This is a genomic window from Shimia sp. R11_0 (assembly GCF_017744035.1).
Taxonomy (GTDB): Bacteria; Pseudomonadota; Alphaproteobacteria; order Rhodobacterales; family Rhodobacteraceae; genus Shimia; species Shimia marina.
In genome coordinates this window covers 1-18,375 of record NZ_JAGHQY010000014.1, presented here as the reverse complement: position 1 = coordinate 18,375, position 18,375 = coordinate 1, and the positions used below count along the sequence as shown (strand labels likewise).

The window sequence follows — 18,375 nt, the reverse complement described above, 5'->3', positions numbered from 1 at the left end:
CACTTGCGCAGCGAAACGCTCATTATCGCTGGCCATGACTTTCATGTTGTCGTGGCCGGTGATCCTGCCAAGCCTGCGATTCTAATGTTGCACGGCTTTCCGGAGTATTCCGGTGCCTTTTTTGATCTGATCCCGCATTTGCAAGATGATTTTTTCTGTATTGCACCAGATCAGCGAGGCTATGGGCAAAGCTGGCGACCCGCCGAAGTTGCAGATTATGTGCCAAGCAAGCTGATTGCGGATGCGGCGGCTGTATTGAACCATTTCAGCCCAGCCAAACCGATCGCAGCGGTCTTGGGGCATGATTGGGGGGCGGCGGTGGCCTATGGTCTGGCCTTTCGGCATCCGGAGCGCTTTGCGCGGCTGATCATCGCCAATGGGGTGCATCCCATACCCTTCCAGCGCGCGCTTGCGGCGGGTGGGGCGCAGTCTGAGGCCAGTCAGTATATTGAGTGGCTGCGCGCCGAGGGCTCAGAGGAAAAACTCTGCGCCAATGATCATGCCCGTCTGTTGGGATTGTTTTCTGATCAAATGGATATGTCTTGGATGACCGCAGAAAAGCGGGGTGCCTATCAGGCCGCTTGGGGCGATGCACGCCAACTGCGGGGCATGGTCAACTGGTATCGCGCCTCAAGCCTGAAAGTGGCTGCCCCCGGTGTTCCGCTTACTGCGGAGGATTTGCCGAACCTGCCTGCTGAGATGTTGCGTGTGGCGATGCCACATCTCTTGCTTTGGGGAGAAAATGACACAGCGTTGTTGCCCGAAAGCTATGCGGGGCTGTCGGAACTCTGTGAAGATCTGACACAGCGAAGCATTGCTAACGCGGACCACTGGCTCTTGCATCAGAAACCGGGAGAGGTTGCGGCGCAGATCCGCGCGTTCTTGGGACAAGCCTGATGTGCAGGAGCTTTGCCTTCTGTTTCAGCCGTTCTTTCGGGGATGGTTAAGGCTGCGCTCTGCGGATCTCCGATGATGTGACGTCATGTTACTTTTGCAGGCTCTTGTTTGTCCGCGCGGCAGGGGGCCTTATCCTGCCACCAAACACAGGAGTTAATCATGTCTGGTGACAGCCACCTTCCAAAGGCTCTGCAAGGTCTGCGTATCCCCGCAGTTGCTTCGCCTTTGTTTATCATTTCCGTACCCGCACTGGTCATTGCCCAGTGTAAGGCAGGCATCATAGGCAGTTTCCCCGCGCTGAACGCACGCGAAGGCGAGGGCGACCACCCACTTCTGGACACCTGGCTCACGCAGATCCGCGAAGAGCTGGACCGTCACAATCAAGAAAACCCGGACCGCCCGGCCGCACCATTTGCGGTCAATCAGATCGTGCATCGCTCCAACACCCGGCTGGAGCGCGACATTGAGCTTTGCCACAAGCATAAGGTGCCTGTCTGGATCACCTCGCTTGGGGCGCGCAAAGAGGTCAATGATGCGGCCCATGATTGCGGCGGTATCGCATTGCACGACATCATCAACAACAAATTTGCCAAGAAGGCGATTGAGAAAGGCGCCGATGGTCTGATCGCGGTGGCCGCTGGTGCCGGTGGGCATGCAGGTCCGCAGTCCCCCCTCGCTCTCATCAGCGAAATTCGCGAGTGGTTTGATGGGCCTCTGCTGTTGTCCGGCTCCATCGGCACAGGAGCATCGCTTTTGGCTGCGCAGGCCATGGGGGCAGATCTCGGCTATATTGGCTCGCCGTTCATCGCGACCGAGGAGGCCAATGCGGTGCAGGGCTATAAGGATATGATCGTGGATAGCGGTGCGGATGACATTGTCTATTCCTCGCTCTTTACCGGCGTCTGGGGCAATTATCTTAAGGGATCTGTGGAGAACGCAGGCATGGATCCGGACAACCTGCCGATGGGCAGTGTCAAAGATATGGACTTTGGCGGTGACAAGGAGAAGCCCAAAGCCTGGAAAACCATCTGGGGGTCTGGTCAGGGTATCGGTGCCGTCAAAGAGGTGGGGCCTGTGTCCCATCTGGTGGATCGGCTTGAGCGCGAATATATCGCGGCTTGGGAGCGGCTTCAGGACCGTATGAAGTGAGCCAGATGTTCCACCTCATACGTCATGCTCAGGCGAGTTTTGGCGCCGCTGACTATGACAATCTGTCAGAGCTCGGTCACCGCCAGTCTGAGGCTTTGGGCGCGGCGCTGAAACGTCAGGGTGTCATGCCGGATGCGGTGTTTGTCGGGGGGCAGAAACGCCATCGACAGACTTGGGAAGGCATTGAACGTGCGCTGGGCAGCGGGATGACCCCGATTGTGGTGCCGGGGTGGAACGAATTTGATTTTGGCGGGCTTTTGGAGGCGCGGTATCGCAACCGCGCCGACAAGCCCGCCGATCTGCACAGTGATCGCAAAACCCATTTTCGCATTTTGCGCGATACGGTTTTGGAGTGGCAGCGCGACGAGATTGAAAATCCACCGGAAAGTTTTGCGGCTTTCACCAACCGGGTCCGTGAAGCGCGCGCCATTGTCGTCGCCTCCGGTGCGAAGACCCCGCTTGCGGTCAGCTCTGGGGGTGCCATTGGCCGGACGGTGGCCGATGTGTTGGATGCGCCAGCCGAGCAGATGATCCTTTTGCAATTGCAGGTGAAAAACTGTGCTGTTGCCCGGTTTGTGATGACCAAAGGTCAAGTCTGGCTGAATGGGTTCAATGACACACCGCACATTGAAGCAAGCAATGAAGACGAAATGCTGACCTATAGCTGAGCTATTGGGGCGGCGTGGCATGGAGGGAGGGTGTTATGGACGCAACCACATTTGATACCAAAGCCGTAGAGCGGTGGTTGGAGGGGCAGCTTGAGGGCTTTTCCGGTCCGATTGAGGCGACAAAATTTGATGTGGGCCAATCCAATCCAACCTTTCGGCTGGACAGTGCATCAGGGCAGTATGTGTTGCGCCGCAAGCCCCCCGGTGTTTTGCTGAAATCCGCGCATGCGGTGGATCGTGAGTTCCGGGTGCAAAAGGCCCTTGCGGGCACAGACGTGCCGGTCGCCAATATGCACCTGTTGTGTGAAGACGATGATGTGATCGGATCTGCCTTTTATGTCATGGACTTTGTTGAGGGGCGCAATTTTGACGACCCACGCTTGCCAGATCTCACCACATCAGAACGCGCGGCGGTGATTGATGAGATGGGGCGTGTGCTGGCCGCGATCCATTCTGTGGATATTGCGGCGGTGGGCCTGTCGGATTACGGCCCTGAAGGAAATTACTTTGAACGTCAGGTCGGGCGCTGGACCAAGCAGTACCGCGCCTCTGAGACCGAGGCTGTGCCGCAGATGGATGCGTTGATTGACTGGCTTGCAGCCAATATTCCCGCAGATGATGGCAAACGCAGCTTGGTGCATGGGGATTATCGCATCGATAATATGCTGTTTGCCAAGGATCGCGCTGAAGTTCTGGCGGTGTTGGATTGGGAGCTTTCCACCATCGGGCATCCCTATGCGGATCTCGCCGCAGTGATCATGCAGTGGCAGATGCCGCCGGGCCATGAGGGACGGGGGCTTGCTGGCGTGGATCGTGCGGCTTTGGGGTTGCCGACGGACGAAGAATTCATCGCGTCCTATTGTGCGCGGATGGGACTGCCGGGTATTGAAAAATTCGGCTTCTATCTGGCGTTTTGCTTCTTTCGCATGGCGGCCATTATTCAGGGGGTCAAAAAACGCGCGCTGGATGGCAATGCGTCAGATCCCGAACGCGCGGCCAAGCTTGGAAGCTTTGTGCCCATGTTTGCCATGGCCGGATTGGAGGCGACACAACGTGGATAAGATGTATCAGGACAAGGTGGTGATGATCACCGGGGCGGCCAGCGGTTTTGGTGCGATGGCAGCAAAGAGATTTGCCGCGCAGGGGGCGAAGCTGGGTCTTTCAGACATCAACGAAGCGGCGTTGCGTGATGTGGTGGCTGGGCTTGAAAGCGACGGTGTCGAGGTCGTGAGTGATGTGGTGAATGTTGCGGAGGAGGCGCAGGTTGCGCAGCATGTGGCGCATATTGCGCAGCGCTTCGGGGGCATTGATGTGGGGATCAACAATGCGGGCATCGGTCATGATGTGCGCCCGCTGCAATTTCTCACCACTGATGATTTTGACGTGATGATGAATGTGAATGCCAAAGGGGTGTTCCTGTGTATGAAGTATCAGATCCCGCTGATGCAGCAGGTCGGGGCAGGCGCGATTCTGAATGTGGCCTCTGCTGCCGGACTTGTGGGGGCGGCGCATTTGTCGCTTTATGCCGCCGCCAAACATGCAGTTGTTGGGTTGACCAAAGCTGCGGCGGATGAAAACGCCACCCGTGGCATTCGCGTGAATGCGCTGTGTCCGTCATTTTCGGCGACGCCGATGGTGGATGAAATGGCAGAGGTTGTTGGCACCCGAACAGGGTTGAACCGGGAAGACACGTTGAAACAGATCGCCAGCCGTGTGCCCATGCGCCGTGTGTCTGAGCCGGAGGAGGTGGTGCAAGCCATGTTGTGGATCAATGCGCCGGAGAACAGTTTCATGACCGGCCAAGCGATTGCCATAGACGGTGGCCTGACGGCTGTTTGATCGACATAACCATAGGGCAAGGCCCGGCGATGCCGAGCGCTGCAACTTTTAGACGGACCTGTGCATGACTTATGCCCCTTTCGATCCAGCACTCGACGAAACCCCTTATGGGTTGCAAAAGCACCTCGGGTTTGAGCTCACCCATTGGGATGAGGATTACGCGCGCCTTGAGTTGCCGCTGGCACCGCATCTGATGAACCGTGCAGGCATTCCGCATGGCGGCATCTATGCGACGCTGCTTGATACAGTGATGGGGTTTGCCGGGTGCTACACCGGCACAGCGGATCACAAAAAGCTTGCGCTCACACTGTCGCTGACCACGAATTTTCTATCGCGGCCCAGAGGGGGGCGGTTGATTGCGGAAGGTTGGCGCACGGGTGGCGGCGCCAAGACCTTTTTCGCAGAGGGCAGCATCTGTGATGAGACAGGGGAGCGCATCGCGCGCGGCTCGGGGGCTTTTAAGGTCCGGGCCACGACGCTCTAGGCGTTTCTCTCAGCCAGCAAGGGCCTGTGGTGTTTCCTGTGCCCAAGTGCGGGCCAGCTCTGTGACCGCGTTGAGAATGTAATCGACCGTCTCATCTGTCATTAGAACGCTGAGGTTGAGGCGCACAAACCCCGGTTTGCGCGCGCCCTCGCCAAAGAGAATGTCTTTGCGGATGTTGGCAGATTGCGGATCGTCGATGTCCAGCAAGGCATGCACATAGGGGCCCGCGCAGGAGCAGCCGCCCCGCGCCTGAATGCCATAGCGCTCAGACAGGGCGCGGGTGAAGGCGTTGTGATCAATGCGGGTGCCATGGTGGTCACGCGGCACAAAAGACAAGATTGGCAGACGCGTGTCGCGTTGGGCTGCGAGCAGGTCGACATGCGGGGAAGGGCCCCATGCCTCAAAGGCGCGCGTTGTCAGAGCGGCATTGCGTTCATTCATTTGGGCCGCGCCGATGACGTCTTTCACCGTCAGTGCCAGCCCCACTCGAATATCACCAATGACATTGGGCGTGCCGCCTTCTTCGCGTTGTTCCAGCTGCGCGACATAGTCGTGTTCGTGGGCGTTCACAAAGGCCACCGTGCCACCGCCGGGGCGATAGGGGATCTCGGATCGTACCACATCTTTGCGCAGCACCAACACGCCGCTGGCACCGGGGCCACCGATGAATTTATGAGGCGAAAACACCAGTGCATCGACTTCCGCCCCTTTGGTGGGGGACATGGTCATGGGCAGGTAGGGGCCGCCGCCTGCGTAGTCCCAGACCATCAGGGCGTCATAGGCTTTGACCAGTCGTGTGATGGCAGCCACATCCGTGCAGACGCCGGTGACATTGGCCGCGGCGCTCATGGCGACAATCACCCGCCCGTTCAGCCCGTGCTCTGCCAGAGCTTTGGTCAGGGCGGAGCGATCTGGGCCCGGAAGAACCCCTTCGGGGATTTCGATGACCTTGGCACCGCTTTCGCGCCATGGCAGCAGGTTTGAGTGATGCTCATAGGGGCCTACAATGACGGTGTCTTGAGCACCAATCTGCATCAGATGGACCAGATGGTTGAGGCCCGAGGTGGCCCCGGCACCAGCAAAGATCACGGCATGGTCATCCGCATCTGCGCCGCAGTGAGAGCGCACCACTGCCCGTGCGCCTTCTCTCAGGGCGCCCATGCGGGCCCCACAAAGGGAGGCGTCTGTGTGGGTGTTGGCGTAGTAGGGCAGTACCTGTTCCATGACGAAAGTCTCTACCTGCCGCAAGGCACGCCCGGAGGCAACGTAGTCGGCATAGACCAGTTTGCGTGGTCCTGAGGGGGTGTCGATGTGAATATCACCGCCAATCAGACCATCACGCAGGTCGTCAATCGCATCGGAGGCGGTGCGTAGGCTGTCGGCAAAGAGCGTGTAGGGGCGGGTGAGATTGGACATTGAGGCCTCTTTTGTATGGGGTTTGGTGAATATTACCCAAGGAAATCTTCAAAAAACTCACTTATATTTTGCAATTTTCGTTTGAACATGGGTCAAATGATCTATAAATATACGAAATATGGATAATCTTGATCGAAAAATACTGGATGTACTGCAGCGAGACGCCGCCTTGTCGCAACGGGAAATTGCAGAGTGCGTGGGGATGTCTCAAAATGCGCTTTGGCGCAGGCTGAAACGTTTGGAGGAAGGCGGCGTCCTGCGCGGGGCTCGGATGCGGATTGATCCTGCTGCGGTGGGCTTGGATTTGACCGTTTTTGTCATGGTACGCACGCGCAACCATTCGGTGGAGTGGGCAGAGGCATTTAAAGCGCATGTGGCGCGTATTCCCCAAGTTTCTGAGATGCATCGTATTGGGGGAGACTGGGACTACATGCTGAAGATCGTGACCTCCGGCATGGCGGGCTATGATGCGGTGTATCGCCGCTTGACCACCGGGTTTGAGCTCGACACGGTCACTGGATATTTTTCGATGGAAACCATGTTGGAGGATCGTCCCTTAGATGTGCATGGCTGAGGTGTGCCGCTGAATAAGGGACTGTCATAAAAACGTCATCGCTTACAGGCAATCAGGGCTTGCACTTTGTATTATATTTCCATAATTCACGATATATGGATAAAAAATCAGCTCTCGCGGCTTTTGCCGCACTGTCGCAGCCCACGCGTCTTGATGCGTTCCGCCTGTTGATACAGGCGGGAGATGCAGGATTGGCCGCCGGTGAAATTGCCGATGCTTTGGATGTGCGTCAGAACACGCTTTCTGCGAACCTCTCCGTCTTGTTGCAGGCCGATCTTCTGCGCAATCAGCGTGAGGGGCGCAGCATTCGCTATTTTGCCGATACGGAAGGCGTTCGGGGGTTGCTCGGCTTTCTGCTGGAAGATTGCTGTGGCGGTCGTCCTGATCTTTGCCAGCCGCTTATCAAAGATCTCACCTGTGGCTAATGAAGAGAGCGCAGCGATGACACAAAAAACCTACAATGTGCTGTTTCTCTGTACCGGCAATTCTGCGCGTTCCATTCTTGCAGAAGCCATTCTCGAACGTGAGGCCATGGGGCGGTTCAAAGGATTTTCCGCTGGGTCGCATCCCAAGGGGCGCCCACATCCCTATGCATTGGACCTGCTTCATCGGCTCAATCATGACACCAGCTTTGCCCGCTCCAAAAGTTGGTATGAGTTTGCAATTGCCGATGGTCCGCATATGGATTTTGTCTTTACTGTCTGCGATCAGGCAGCGCAGGAAGAGTGTCCGGTCTGGCCCGGGCAGCCCATCTCCGCGCATTGGGGGATGCCCGATCCCACAGTGATGCAAGGATCTGAGGCTGAAAAGCGCGTTGCCTTTTCTGAAACCTACCGGATGCTGCGCAACCGGATTTCGGCTTTCGTGAACTTGCCCATGGAGGGGCTGAATGCTGTGGCATTGAAATCCAGGCTTGAAGATATCGGAAGTCGGGATGGCGAAGACATCCTGACGGCAATTCGCAAACATCGGGAGAAAAATCGTGACTGATGTGATGGATCATCAGGATGCTGGGCTTGGCACCTTTGAGCGTCTTTTGTCGCTTTGGGTTGCGCTTGCGATTGCTGGAGGGCTTGTGCTGGGCAGTATTATGCCCGGTTTCTTTGGGGCTCTGGTTGGTCTGGAAGTGGCCGCCGTCAACCTGCCTGTAGCGGTTCTGATTTGGGCCATGGTCTACCCGATGATGGTGGGTATTGATTTTGGTGCCTTGGCGGATGTGGGGCGCAAACCCAAAGGGCTGGTGATCACTTTGGTGGTCAATTGGCTGATCAAACCCTTCACCATGGCCGCGCTGGGCGTTTTGTTTTTTGAGTATGTTTTTGCGGCTTGGATTGATCCGGAAACCGCCAGTGAATACCTCGCCGGGGTGATCCTGCTGGGCGCGGCGCCCTGCACAGCGATGGTGTTTGTCTGGTCCAACCTTGTGCGGGGCGACGCCAATTACACGCTGGTGCAGGTCAGTGTGAACGATCTGATCATGGTGATCGCATTTGCACCCATCGTGGCCTTCCTGCTTGGCGTGACCAAAATCACTGTGCCATGGGAAACCCTGATCCTGTCTGCCGTGCTCTACATCCTGTTGCCGCTGATTGCGGGCTACGTCACCCGCAAACGCCTCATGGGGCAGGGCGGCGAGGCGGCGGTTGAGGTCTTCCGCAACCGCCTGCGCCCCACCTCTGTGGGTGGCCTCTTGCTGACCGTGGTGCTGCTCTTCGGCTTTCAGGCGCAGACCATTCTCAGTCAACCTTTCAACATCCTGCTGATCGCCATCCCGCTGCTGATCCAGACCTACGGCATCTTCTTCATTGCCTATGGCGCAGCGCGGCTCTGGAAAGTGCCCTTTGAGGTCGCCGCCCCCTGCGCTCTGATCGGCACCTCGAACTTCTTTGAACTGGCGGTGGCCGTGGCCATCTCGCTCTTTGGCCTTGGCTCGGGTGCCGCGCTCGCCACCGTTGTCGGTGTGTTGGTGGAAGTGCCCGTGATGCTCAGCCTTGTCGCTTTCGCCAACCGCACCCGCGGCTGGTTTGCTTAACTCTTCGCTTCCTCCCGAGGTCGGCCGCCGCCGTCCGTGTTAAAAAGGTAGACACATGACCAAAATCGCAATCAATGGCCTTGGCCGCATGGGCAAGCTGGTGATCCGCAGCTTCTTCGACCTCGGTCTGGATGCCGAAATCGTCTTGCTCAACGACCCTTCCGGCGATGCCGAGCTGCACGCGCATCTTTTGGAGTTTGACACGGTGCACGGCCGCTGGCGCGCCGATTTCGCCTATGACGCAGACAGCATCACCATCGACGGCCACCAGATGCGCAAGACCGAAGCCTGGTCCATCGAAGAGCTCCCGCTCAAAGAGCTGGGCGTTGATCTGGTGGTGGATTGCACAGGGGTTTTCAAAACCAACGCCAAACTGCAGCCCTACTTTGACGCGGGCGTGAAAAAGGTCGTGGTCTCCGCCCCTGTGAAAGAAGGCGATGTGGCCAATATCGTTTACGGCGTGAACGACGCCACCTACGATGCGGCCGCCCACAAGGTCATCACCGCCGCCTCCTGCACCACCAACTGCATCGCGCCGGTGGTCAAGGTGATCCGCGAGAAACTGGGCATCGAGCAGGCCAGCTTCACCACCATCCACGACGTGACCAACACGCAGACCATCGTCGACCGCGCCCACAAAGACCCGCGCCGCGCGCGCTCTGCCCTCAATTCCCTGATCCCGACCACCACCGGCTCCGCCAAGGCGATCATCCAGATCTTCCCCGACATGGATGGCAAGATCGACGGCCACGCCGTGCGCGTGCCGCTGCTGAATGCCTCGCTCACCGACATCGTGTTTGACGTAAGCCGCGACACCACCGCCGAGGAGGTCAACGCCTTCTTTGCCGAGGCTGCCGCAGGCGAGCTCAACGGCATTCTGGGCTATGAAACCCGCCCGCTGGTGAGCTGTGATTTCACCAATGATGACCGCTCCACCATCGTCGATGCGCTCTCCACCCGTGTGGTCAACAACCGCCATGTGAAAGTCTACGCGTGGTATGACAACGAGTGGGGGTATGCCTTCCGCCTCGCGGATGTCACCCGCATGGTTTTGGCTAGCCTGTAATTCTGGTGGCTCGTGCCGTTGGCACGGGCCGCGCCCTATTTGCCCGGTAGGGGCTTGTGAAACAAGCACCCGAAAGGGACCCTCCCCGTCGCGCCGAAGGCGCGCCACAACAAAACTGTAGGGCGCTTCACGCCCACCTAGGGTCGGGCGCGACCCTTAGGAGATGGATATGACCGCCGGCTCAAGTTCACAACCAGACGGCCTTGCCGCCTATATCACCGTCACCGCCGCCTATTGGGCCTTTATGCTCACCGACGGCGCGCTGCGCATGCTGGTGCTTTTGCACTTCAATGGGCTGGGCTTCTCCCCGATCCAGCTGGCCTATCTGTTCCTGCTCTATGAGGTCATGGGCATTGTCACCAACCTCTCCGCTGGCTGGATCGCTGCGCGCTTTGGTCTGACCTCCACGCTTTATGCGGGTCTCACCATTCAGATCGCCGCCCTGATCGCATTGGCACAACTTGATCCCGCATGGGGTGTGACCGCCTCTGTGATCTTTGTGATGTGCGTGCAGGGGGCTTCCGGCGTGGCCAAAGACCTCTCCAAAATGTCCTCCAAATCGGCGGTCAAACTGCTCGCCCCCAAAGAGGGCGGCGGGCTCTTCCGCTGGGTGGCGCTGCTCACCGGCTCCAAAAATGCGGTCAAAGGCTGCGGCTTCTTTCTGGGGGCTGCGCTGCTGGCGCTCTGGGGCTTTCAGGTCTCGGTCTGGGGTATGGCGATCATCCTCGCGGTGATTCTCGCAGGAGTAGTGACCTTTATGCCCTCAGGCCTGCCGCAGGGCTCCAAGAAAGCAAAGCTCTCGCAGGTCTTCTCCAAAGACCCCAATGTAAACCGGCTCTCCTTGGCGCGCATGTTCCTGTTCGGGGCGCGCGACGTGTGGTTTGTGGTCGGTATCCCGGTCTATTTCAACGCGGTGCTTTCTGATGGCACTTCTGAGGGGCGCCGCGAAGCCTTCTTTATCATTGGCATCTTTATGGCGGTCTGGATCATCCTTTACGGCGCGGTGCAGGGCAACGCCCCGCGCATCCTGAAAGCCGCCAATGCCAGCACCGATCAGGTGGTCGGCAAAGCCATCAGTTGGGTTGGCTACCTCACCCTGATCCCGCTGGCGCTCACCGCCGCCGTGCTGATGCTTGACACCTCCACCATGCTCACCGCCATACTGATTGTGGGGCTGTTGGTGTTTGGCTTTGTCTTTGCTGTGAATTCCTCGGTGCACAGTTACCTGATCCTGGCCTTCACCTCGGATGAGCGCGTCACCATGGATGTGGGATTTTACTATATGTCCAACGCCGCCGGGCGGCTGCTCGGCACCTTGCTCTCAGGTCTCAGCTATCAGATCGGCGGCTTGTGGCTCTGCCTGTTCACCGCCGCGCTTATGTCTGCGCTCAGCTGGTGGGCGGCAAAGCGGCTGCGCGCGGTTTAGAGTGGTTCGGCCTCTGGGTGTAGCGCAGCGTTGATCCATGCCATTTCTTCGGGCAGGGTCAATTCGTTGATGGCGATCGAGGGCTGTTTGGACAGCGTCGCCGCGGCCCGGCGCGCCGCCGCAAGGCTGCGCGCGTCACCAGCCTTGTGACAGGCCAGCGCTTTGAGCAATTGCAAGCCACGGTCTGTGGGGCGCAGATCGGCCGCTTCCAGCGCAGTCACACGCGCCATCGCATAATCGCCCGCCGCCAGATAGACCCGGGAGGTGAAGGCGAGGCGGGTTACGCGAAATGGATCATTGCTGCTGCTCTGCACATAACTTGCCAGCGCCTCGACCGCTTTTTGCGGTTTGCTTTCAAGCAGCGCCAATTGCGTGAGCAAGTCCACAAAGCCGAGGAATGTGGGGTTGATGCGACGCGAATGTTCGATGTCTGCCGCCGCGCCTTTGAGATCGCGCAGCACGCGCAGGCGATAGGCCCCACGCGCCCAGAAGACAAAATCACTGTTGGGCGCTTCTGCTATGGCCATATCCAGATCCTGCCCGATTTCGGTCAGTTCCTCCTCGCTCAACGTTTGAAAGCGAATGTTGGCCAGGTTCAGGCGGCTTTGTGCGCGCATAGCCAGTGACATGCCGTCCTTTGGGCTGAGCAACACGGCACGGTCCAGCGCCGCATAGCCCTCTTCCCAAGAAGAAAGGGTTTGTTTAAGGAACAAGCCAGCGGCGCGAGCGCGCAGCTCAGAGACGCTCAGTTGTGAATTTTTAAGATGCGCCAGCCGGTTGCCATCATATTGGATGGTTTGCATACGCAGGTCCGAACTCACCGTTGGCAGGATCTCATCCACAAATGCAAAGGGGTCATCCAGATCCCCATCGTAGCTTTCGGTCCAGAGCGTGGTCATATCCCGGCGCAGGATCAGGGAAACGGTAAAGCGGGCCCGACTGCCCGCGACACGAAGTCGGCCGTGTACCAAAAACAGGGTAGGGGTTGCTTCAACGCTGGCGGTATCCACTGTGGTGATGCCAGTGCGTTTCATGGAGAGCTGCACCATACCATCGTGCAGATCCTGTGCCACGGCGGCGGTCTCTGACGTATCTGGGGCTGCGACAAAGCGCTCAAAGCCGATGGTGGGCAGCGTGCCTTTGTTGGGCGCCGTTGTCAGATTGGCCGGTCGCCATTGATAGAGGCGCATGGGGGTGGCGATGTTCTTGAGATTGAACATGCCGACATCGCTGAGTTCCTGCTGGCGGGCCTCAGAGAGCTGGCGGAACAGATCTTCGGAGAACATGGCCCCGCCGGGAGGCGCTTCTGTCTCAATACGCTGCGCGATGTTGACGCCATTGCCGTAGAAATCCGCCTCATCTTCGACAATCTCGCCGATATGACAGCCAATGCGCAGCTTGATCACCTTGTGATCGGCCAGGTTGCTCTGCACCTCTTCGGCGCAGTCCAGTGCCTCTTCCACGCTGGGGAAAGACAGGATCCAGCCATCCCCCATACGCTTGAGCACCTCACCGCCATGGGTGGCCGCGACAGGTTCCAGATGGGTTTTGCGCAGCTCCTGCACGGAGGCCACAGCCAGCGCCTCATCTTCTCCCATAAGGGCGGAATAGCCAACCAGATCCGCACACATCAATGTGGTCAAACGACGGCGCATGGGAGAGGTCCTTGATGATTGGCTGCCAGAGCAGCATCGCTCCGGGTAGCTTAATAGTCGAAGTATGATTGGTCTAGAATCTTGGGCCTGCCGGGGGCAGGTTCAAGAGCGGCGTGTTTATTTTCTTTCTATCTGCGTGACAAGGGCCTGTCACACTGCTCACGAAGGCATGATCGGGGGGCGGGTGGTTCGGCTCACCAACAAGGGCTCTTTTTAGCTAGGCTCTTAACGCTAGCCCTTACCCGGATCACCTGTGATCCGGATCGCACCCCGCTGACGGCAGGGCTTTGCAACGCAAAGTCCCGAGAGTGACCCCGCCCCCCAGGGCGGGTGCGATTTTGTCACGGCTGAGTGAGACAAGAGCTGTGCCTTTGCGGAGAGCGGTTTGCCAACCTGACAGCCGCCCTCGGTGTCGGGCGCGATCCTCTGTTGCCGCTCCCCAACAAAGGCCCCCTACAGCTCGGCTCTTAGTATTTTTCTTAAACGTCTGTGCTTGAGGGCAAAGTAGGGATCGAAGGGGTGGTGGCTTCTGAGTTTGCGCGAGACAACTCGGCCAAATAGTCCCGCAGGTTTTCAAGGCTCAGATCACTCGGAGTAACGCCGAAAAAGTAACATGTTCCCGTCGCCAGGACTCCCCAAAATGGCAGGCTGCCAATCGTCTTGCCTAAGGACGCGGCGGCATTTTGAGAGACAACCCCTTTCCGTTCTTTGCTCTTTGCAACGGCGAGTTCCTTCTCCAGCTCAGCCACGCGCGCATGCAGCTTGGAAATCTCGTCAACAAGCCGGTTTTCTTTTTCGGTGTTGCCGACCTGGTTCCCGATGACACGCGCAATGGCTTTGAAATGCTGCGGCAGCGCTTCAAGGTGTTTCAGATCCTCGGGTAAGCAATTCGCAGGCGCCTCGCGCAGATAATCGGCAATCGCTCGCTCAATCGCATCCGCACCATTTAGAGCGGTGGCCTCTGTCAGGGTGGGGTTTCTCAAAAGATACTCAACGTGCTTCCGCAGAAGTTTTTCTTCCAACGGGGCAGGTCCAGTTTTATCCGTCTGAATATCGCGAATAGCCGCCGCAACCGCCTCAGGGCCATCTTCCCAAATCGCATCGGCAATCAAAGCCACCTGCAACTGCAGGCTCCAGTCCATCGGACTGCCCGCAAACATCCCGCGATACCACTTAATCCAAAAGGTCCAGATGCCATGTGGATCGGGGCTTTTCTGAAAGGTTTCCCAGCCCGCCAAGAGATCGGAAACAGGGGCGTCATCGCTCCAAAGCGGCGCTGTAAAATGCGCGTCTACTCCCTCGTCGCGCAGGCGGGTGCCATCTGAAAGGGCAGCGGTTTGCATGGCGGCTCGGTTAGCGAGGGAACGTGCCGCTGCGCTTACTGCTGCACTGGCTGCGGATTGGGCTGTGGAGCGGTCTGCCTCGTCGGCAGCGCCGTCCATGACTCCTAAAGAGCAGTGAGCAGAGATGGCAGCGGCGCAAGCGGCTTGGGCTGCGGCTTGCACATGTTTGGCGCGGTTTGGGCTTGTCGGAGATGCTTTGATGTCGAATCGAAGGGCTTGCAAAGCGGTGGCGGGAGTGTCTGAAAGCGCTCTGACCTTTCTCACACTGGAAGTTGGACATGTGCTCGCAACTGCGGTTGTAAGCGTTGCTCGAAAACAGGTTAGAAGAAACTGATCCGATGTCATCCCTGTCAGGTCTTGGTTTTGTGCGGCCATCGCCGCGGGCAGCGTGCGTAGCGCCGCCCGAGCGGCAAATGCATGGCTCACGCGGACGTCCTTTGTCTTCAACCATTGGTCCACGTGATTTAAGTTCTCAAACTGTACCGCTTCTACCACCCAAACACCTGTTTCACCCCAAATAACCTCCCCCGCACCCTACAGCGCTGCTTGACCAAGACAAGATTCCCCATCATATCCCGCATCATGAGCACCGATCTGTCCAAAATCCGCAATTTCTCCATCGTGGCCCACATTGACCACGGTAAATCCACCCTTGCTGACCGCCTCATCCAGGAGACGGGCACAGTGGAAGACCGCGACATGAAGGACCAGCTGCTGGACAGCATGGACATCGAACGTGAGCGTGGCATCACGATCAAAGCCAACACCGTGCGTATCGACTATAAGGCCGATGATGGGGAGACTTATGTGCTCAACCTCATCGATACCCCCGGCCACGTCGACTTCGCCTATGAGGTCTCCCGCTCCATGAAAGCGGTTGAGGGCTCGCTCTTGGTGGTGGACAGCACCCAAGGTGTCGAAGCGCAGACGCTTGCGAACGTCTATCAGGCGATTGAGGCCGATCACGAGCTGGTTCCTGTGCTCAACAAGATCGACCTGCCGGCCAGCGATTGTGACCGCGTGGCGGAGCAGATCGAAGATGTGATCGGCATCGACGCCACCGGCGCGATTCAGGTCTCCGCCAAAACAGGGCAGGGCATCCATGAAACGCTTGAGGCCATTGTCAAAGAGCTGCCTGCGCCCGAAGGCAATATCGACGCGCCGCTCAAGGCCATGCTGGTGGATAGCTGGTATGATGCGTATCTGGGCGTGATCGTGCTTGTGCGGATCATGGACGGTACCCTGAAAAAGGGACAACGCGTCAAATTCATGTCCAACGGCACTTTGCATTCCGTGGACCGCGTCGGCGTCTTCCGCCCTGAAATGCAGATGGTGGACAGCCTCGGCCCCGGCGAGATCGGCTTTCTGACCGCCTCCATCAAACAGGTGCGCGACACCCGCGTGGGTGACACCATCACCAATGACCGCCACGGCACCGAAGAGGCCCTTCCGGGCTTTAAACCTGCGCAGCCGGTGGTGTTCTGTGGCCTCTTCCCGGTGGACAGCGCGGAATTTGAAGACCTGCGCGACGCCATCGACAAGCTGGCGCTGAATGACGCATCCTTCAGCTTTGAAATGGAAACCTCCGCCGCGCTGGGCTTTGGCTTCCGCTGCGGCTTCTTGGGCCTTCTGCACCTCGAAGTGATCCGCGACCGGATTGAGCGCGAGTACAACATCGAGCTCATCACCACTGCGCCGTCTGTGATCTATCACGTCTATATGAAAGACGGCGAGATGATTGAGCTGCACAACCCCGCCGACATGCCCGACATGTCCAAGGTGGATCACCTTGAGGAGCCGCGCATCAAGGCGACCATTCTGGTGCCGGATGAATACCTCGGCGACGTGCTCAAGCTCTGTCAGGACCGCCGCGGCATTCAGGAAGACCTGACCTATGCGGGCTCCCGTGCCATGTGTGTCTATGACCTGCCGCTCAACGAGGTGGTGTTTGACTTCTACGACCGTCTGAAATCGGTGACCAAAGGCTATGCCTCCTTTGACTATCAGATGACCGGCTACCGCGAAGACAACCTCGTGAAGATGTCCGTGTTGGTGAACGACGAGCCGGTGGACGCGCTCTCCATGATGGTGCACCGCGACCGCGCGGAAATGCGCGGCCGGGCGATGTGTGAAAAGCTCAAAACCCTGATCCCGCGCCACATGTTCAAGATCCCGATCCAGGCAGCCATCGGCGGCAAGGTCATCGCGCGTGAGACTTTGAGCGCGCTGCGCAAAGACGTGACGGCCAAGTGTTACGGCGGTGACGCCACCCGGAAGCGTAAGCTTCTGGACAAGCAGAAAGCCGGTAAGAAAAAGATGCGTCAGTTTGGTAAGGTGGATATCCCGCAGGAAGCGTTTATCAGCGCGCTCAAAATGGACGATTAAACATCGTCCGTTTTCGAGCGCGAGTGCGCGGAAGCGAAGGCAGCGCCTTCGCGGGCGCACGCCCTCTCGAAGGCGCGGGGCAGTAGCCTCAAACACCCAAGGCCGCTCAACCGAGCGGCCTTTCTTATTGCCCCTTCAGCGACAAGCGCGATCCGGATCAAAGATCCGGGTTTGGCTCGAAAATTCAATAATTTGCTGGTTGATACGCCAATGCTTGTGTTAGCAGGCGTAGAAAATTACCTTCAAGACTTGCCTGTTTTAGTCTCGACCTTTCTGTTGTGCATCAGTTTGTATTTTTCGAAGTCGGCGTTGTCCCCAAGGCTAAAGGGACCGATTGAAAGCTCCATTTTCTTTGGCAAGATCTCAGAAGTTCAGATTGAAGCATTTCGGCGCAAGGTTGCCGAAGCTGTGGATGCCGATGTTGAGGAAGATTTGGCCAATCAAATTCACAGAAACGCTGAAATAGCGCACCAGAAACACAAGAACATCGGAAAAAGTATCGTCGCGATAACGCTTGGCATTCCGTTTTGGATAGTCGCGATAGTAGTTGGATAGATAATGGGACTAAGGCAAGAACTGGAAAATAAAGTCGACAATACCTTTGGTTCCCAATGGAAATTTGTCGAAGCACGTGTCGTTCCCGATGCCAAGAACATCGGGGCTGGCAACATAGGAAAGCGTATTACTGCTACAGTAATGTATGCTGACTTGGATTCATCTACTGCTTTGGTAGCCGGTTACAAAGACTGGTTCGCAGCGGAAGTTTATAAATCCTTTTTGTATTGCGCTTCTCGTCTCATTCGGGGTGAGGGTGGCGAAATCAGATCGTTTGATGGCGATCGGGTTATGGGTGTTTTTACAGGTGATACTCCGAATACTGATGCTGTGAAGGCGGCTCTTAAGTTGAACTGGGCTGTGAAAAACATTGTGAACCCAAAAATAGCAGCGAGGTACTCGACCCCCTATGTAGTAAAACACACAGTCGGAATTGACACCTCAGACCTGCTTGTTGTTAACGCGGGGGTAAGAGGAGACAACGATTTGAGTTGGATCGGCAACTCAGCAAACTTGGCTGCCAAGCTTAACTCACTTCCGAGCGAGTATCCGACTTGGATAACCCATAGGGTCTACGAGAGGTTAGGCGATACCGGTAAGGTTAGCTCGAAACACAGGACGCCAATGTGGGAAAGTCGAAGGTGGACGTCAATGAATAACATGAAAATTTATCGATCAAACTGGTCTTGGGTGATCTAACCGCGAGAGACATGCTGTACCGACAGCGTCCTTGGGCTCTGCCCTTCAGGCCAAAACTCACTCCCAACGCCCGGCGCGGGCAGCGCCCGACCCTCCCCACGGGAGGGCGCTTTCAGCACCCACCCAGGGTCAGGCGCTGCCCTCTGTTGTGCTCACATCAACCACTACGAACCATCCCCCCCATCCC

Annotated in this window: 18 protein-coding genes; 15 read left to right on the top strand and 3 right to left on the bottom strand. The window is 57.6% G+C overall.

All coding sequences use genetic code 11. The features are described 5' to 3' along the window. Positions 1-3: 3 nt before the first annotated feature. The 6 genes from J7382_RS19230 (at position 4) to J7382_RS19205 (ending at position 5,037) form a co-directional block, all read left to right on the top strand. Positions 4-897 (top strand): alpha/beta hydrolase, encoded by an 894-nt coding sequence (locus J7382_RS19230; protein WP_209070613.1) that lies wholly within the window; start codon positions 4-6, stop codon positions 895-897. A 159-nt stretch (positions 898-1,056) separates the two neighbouring features. Then, positions 1,057-2,046, top strand: coding sequence for a nitronate monooxygenase family protein (locus J7382_RS19225; RefSeq protein ID WP_209070612.1), 990 nt, complete (start codon positions 1,057-1,059; stop codon positions 2,044-2,046). A gap of 5 nt (positions 2,047-2,051) precedes the next feature. Then, on the top strand, positions 2,052-2,714 hold the full coding sequence (locus J7382_RS19220; protein ID WP_209070611.1) for a histidine phosphatase family protein: 663 nt from the start codon (positions 2,052-2,054) through the stop codon (positions 2,712-2,714). Positions 2,715-2,749: 35 nt separating this feature from the next. Further along, positions 2,750-3,775 (top strand): phosphotransferase family protein, encoded by a 1,026-nt coding sequence (locus J7382_RS19215; RefSeq protein ID WP_209070610.1) that lies wholly within the window; start codon positions 2,750-2,752, stop codon positions 3,773-3,775. Between the two features lies 1 nt (position 3,776). After that, a complete protein-coding gene (locus J7382_RS19210; protein WP_209070627.1) occupies positions 3,777-4,553 on the top strand; it encodes an SDR family NAD(P)-dependent oxidoreductase in 777 nt (258 codons plus the stop codon). A gap of 64 nt (positions 4,554-4,617) precedes the next feature. After that, entirely contained in the window at positions 4,618-5,037 is a 420-nt protein-coding gene (locus J7382_RS19205) for a PaaI family thioesterase (protein WP_209070609.1), read from the top strand. Between the two features lie 9 nt (positions 5,038-5,046). Here J7382_RS19205 and J7382_RS19200 read toward each other — a convergent pair whose 3' ends face one another. Beyond that, positions 5,047-6,453 (bottom strand): aminotransferase class V-fold PLP-dependent enzyme, encoded by a 1,407-nt coding sequence (locus tag J7382_RS19200; protein WP_209070608.1) that lies wholly within the window; start codon positions 6,451-6,453, stop codon positions 5,047-5,049. Between the two features lie 118 nt (positions 6,454-6,571). On the opposite strand from J7382_RS19200, the gene J7382_RS19195 reads away from it, so the two are divergent. From J7382_RS19195 to arsJ, 6 genes are all read left to right on the top strand, one after another. Then, positions 6,572-7,027: an Lrp/AsnC family transcriptional regulator gene (locus tag J7382_RS19195; RefSeq protein ID WP_209070607.1), complete on the top strand. Its 456-nt coding sequence runs from the start codon at positions 6,572-6,574 to the stop codon at positions 7,025-7,027. A gap of 95 nt (positions 7,028-7,122) precedes the next feature. Continuing rightward, complete coding sequence (locus J7382_RS19190) at positions 7,123-7,452, top strand: metalloregulator ArsR/SmtB family transcription factor (RefSeq protein ID WP_058239442.1); 330 nt, start codon at positions 7,123-7,125, stop codon at positions 7,450-7,452. A gap of 16 nt (positions 7,453-7,468) precedes the next feature. Next, positions 7,469-8,017 carry an arsenate reductase ArsC gene (locus J7382_RS19185; protein ID WP_209070606.1) on the top strand — a complete coding sequence of 183 codons (549 nt, stop codon included), beginning with the start codon at positions 7,469-7,471 and terminating at the stop codon, positions 8,015-8,017. A gap of 4 nt (positions 8,018-8,021) precedes the next feature. After that, positions 8,022-9,059 (top strand): ACR3 family arsenite efflux transporter, encoded by a 1,038-nt coding sequence (gene arsB / locus J7382_RS19180; protein WP_209070626.1) that lies wholly within the window; start codon positions 8,022-8,024, stop codon positions 9,057-9,059. A gap of 55 nt (positions 9,060-9,114) precedes the next feature. Further along, complete coding sequence (locus J7382_RS19175; protein ID WP_209070605.1) at positions 9,115-10,125, top strand: ArsJ-associated glyceraldehyde-3-phosphate dehydrogenase; 1,011 nt, start codon at positions 9,115-9,117, stop codon at positions 10,123-10,125. 169 nt (positions 10,126-10,294) lie between these two features. Beyond that, a complete protein-coding gene (gene arsJ, locus J7382_RS19170; protein ID WP_209070604.1) occupies positions 10,295-11,551 on the top strand; it encodes an organoarsenical effux MFS transporter ArsJ in 1,257 nt (418 codons plus the stop codon). Here arsJ and J7382_RS19165 read toward each other — a convergent pair. Next, positions 11,548-13,206, bottom strand: coding sequence for an adenylate/guanylate cyclase domain-containing protein (locus J7382_RS19165; protein ID WP_209070603.1), 1,659 nt, complete (start codon positions 13,204-13,206; stop codon positions 11,548-11,550). The genes arsJ and J7382_RS19165 overlap by 4 nt on opposite strands. A 479-nt stretch (positions 13,207-13,685) precedes the next feature. Further along, a complete protein-coding gene (locus tag J7382_RS19160) occupies positions 13,686-14,648 on the bottom strand; it encodes a hypothetical protein (RefSeq protein WP_209070602.1) in 963 nt (320 codons plus the stop codon). Positions 14,649-15,131: 483 nt separating this feature from the next. Here J7382_RS19160 and lepA point away from each other — a divergent pair, with 483 nt between their 5' ends. The 3 genes from lepA (at position 15,132) to J7382_RS19145 (ending at position 18,188) form a co-directional block, all read left to right on the top strand. After that, the gene (lepA, locus tag J7382_RS19155) at positions 15,132-16,934 is read left to right on the top strand and encodes a translation elongation factor 4 (protein WP_209070601.1); all 1,803 of its coding nucleotides are present in this window, start codon (positions 15,132-15,134) and stop codon (positions 16,932-16,934) included. 171 nt (positions 16,935-17,105) lie between these two features. Then, positions 17,106-17,489, top strand: coding sequence for a Pycsar system effector family protein (locus J7382_RS19150; protein ID WP_209070600.1), 384 nt, complete (start codon positions 17,106-17,108; stop codon positions 17,487-17,489). A 3-nt stretch (positions 17,490-17,492) separates the two neighbouring features. After that, on the top strand, positions 17,493-18,188 hold the full coding sequence (locus tag J7382_RS19145; RefSeq protein ID WP_209070599.1) for an adenylate/guanylate cyclase domain-containing protein: 696 nt from the start codon (positions 17,493-17,495) through the stop codon (positions 18,186-18,188). Positions 18,189-18,375 lie beyond the last annotated feature (187 nt).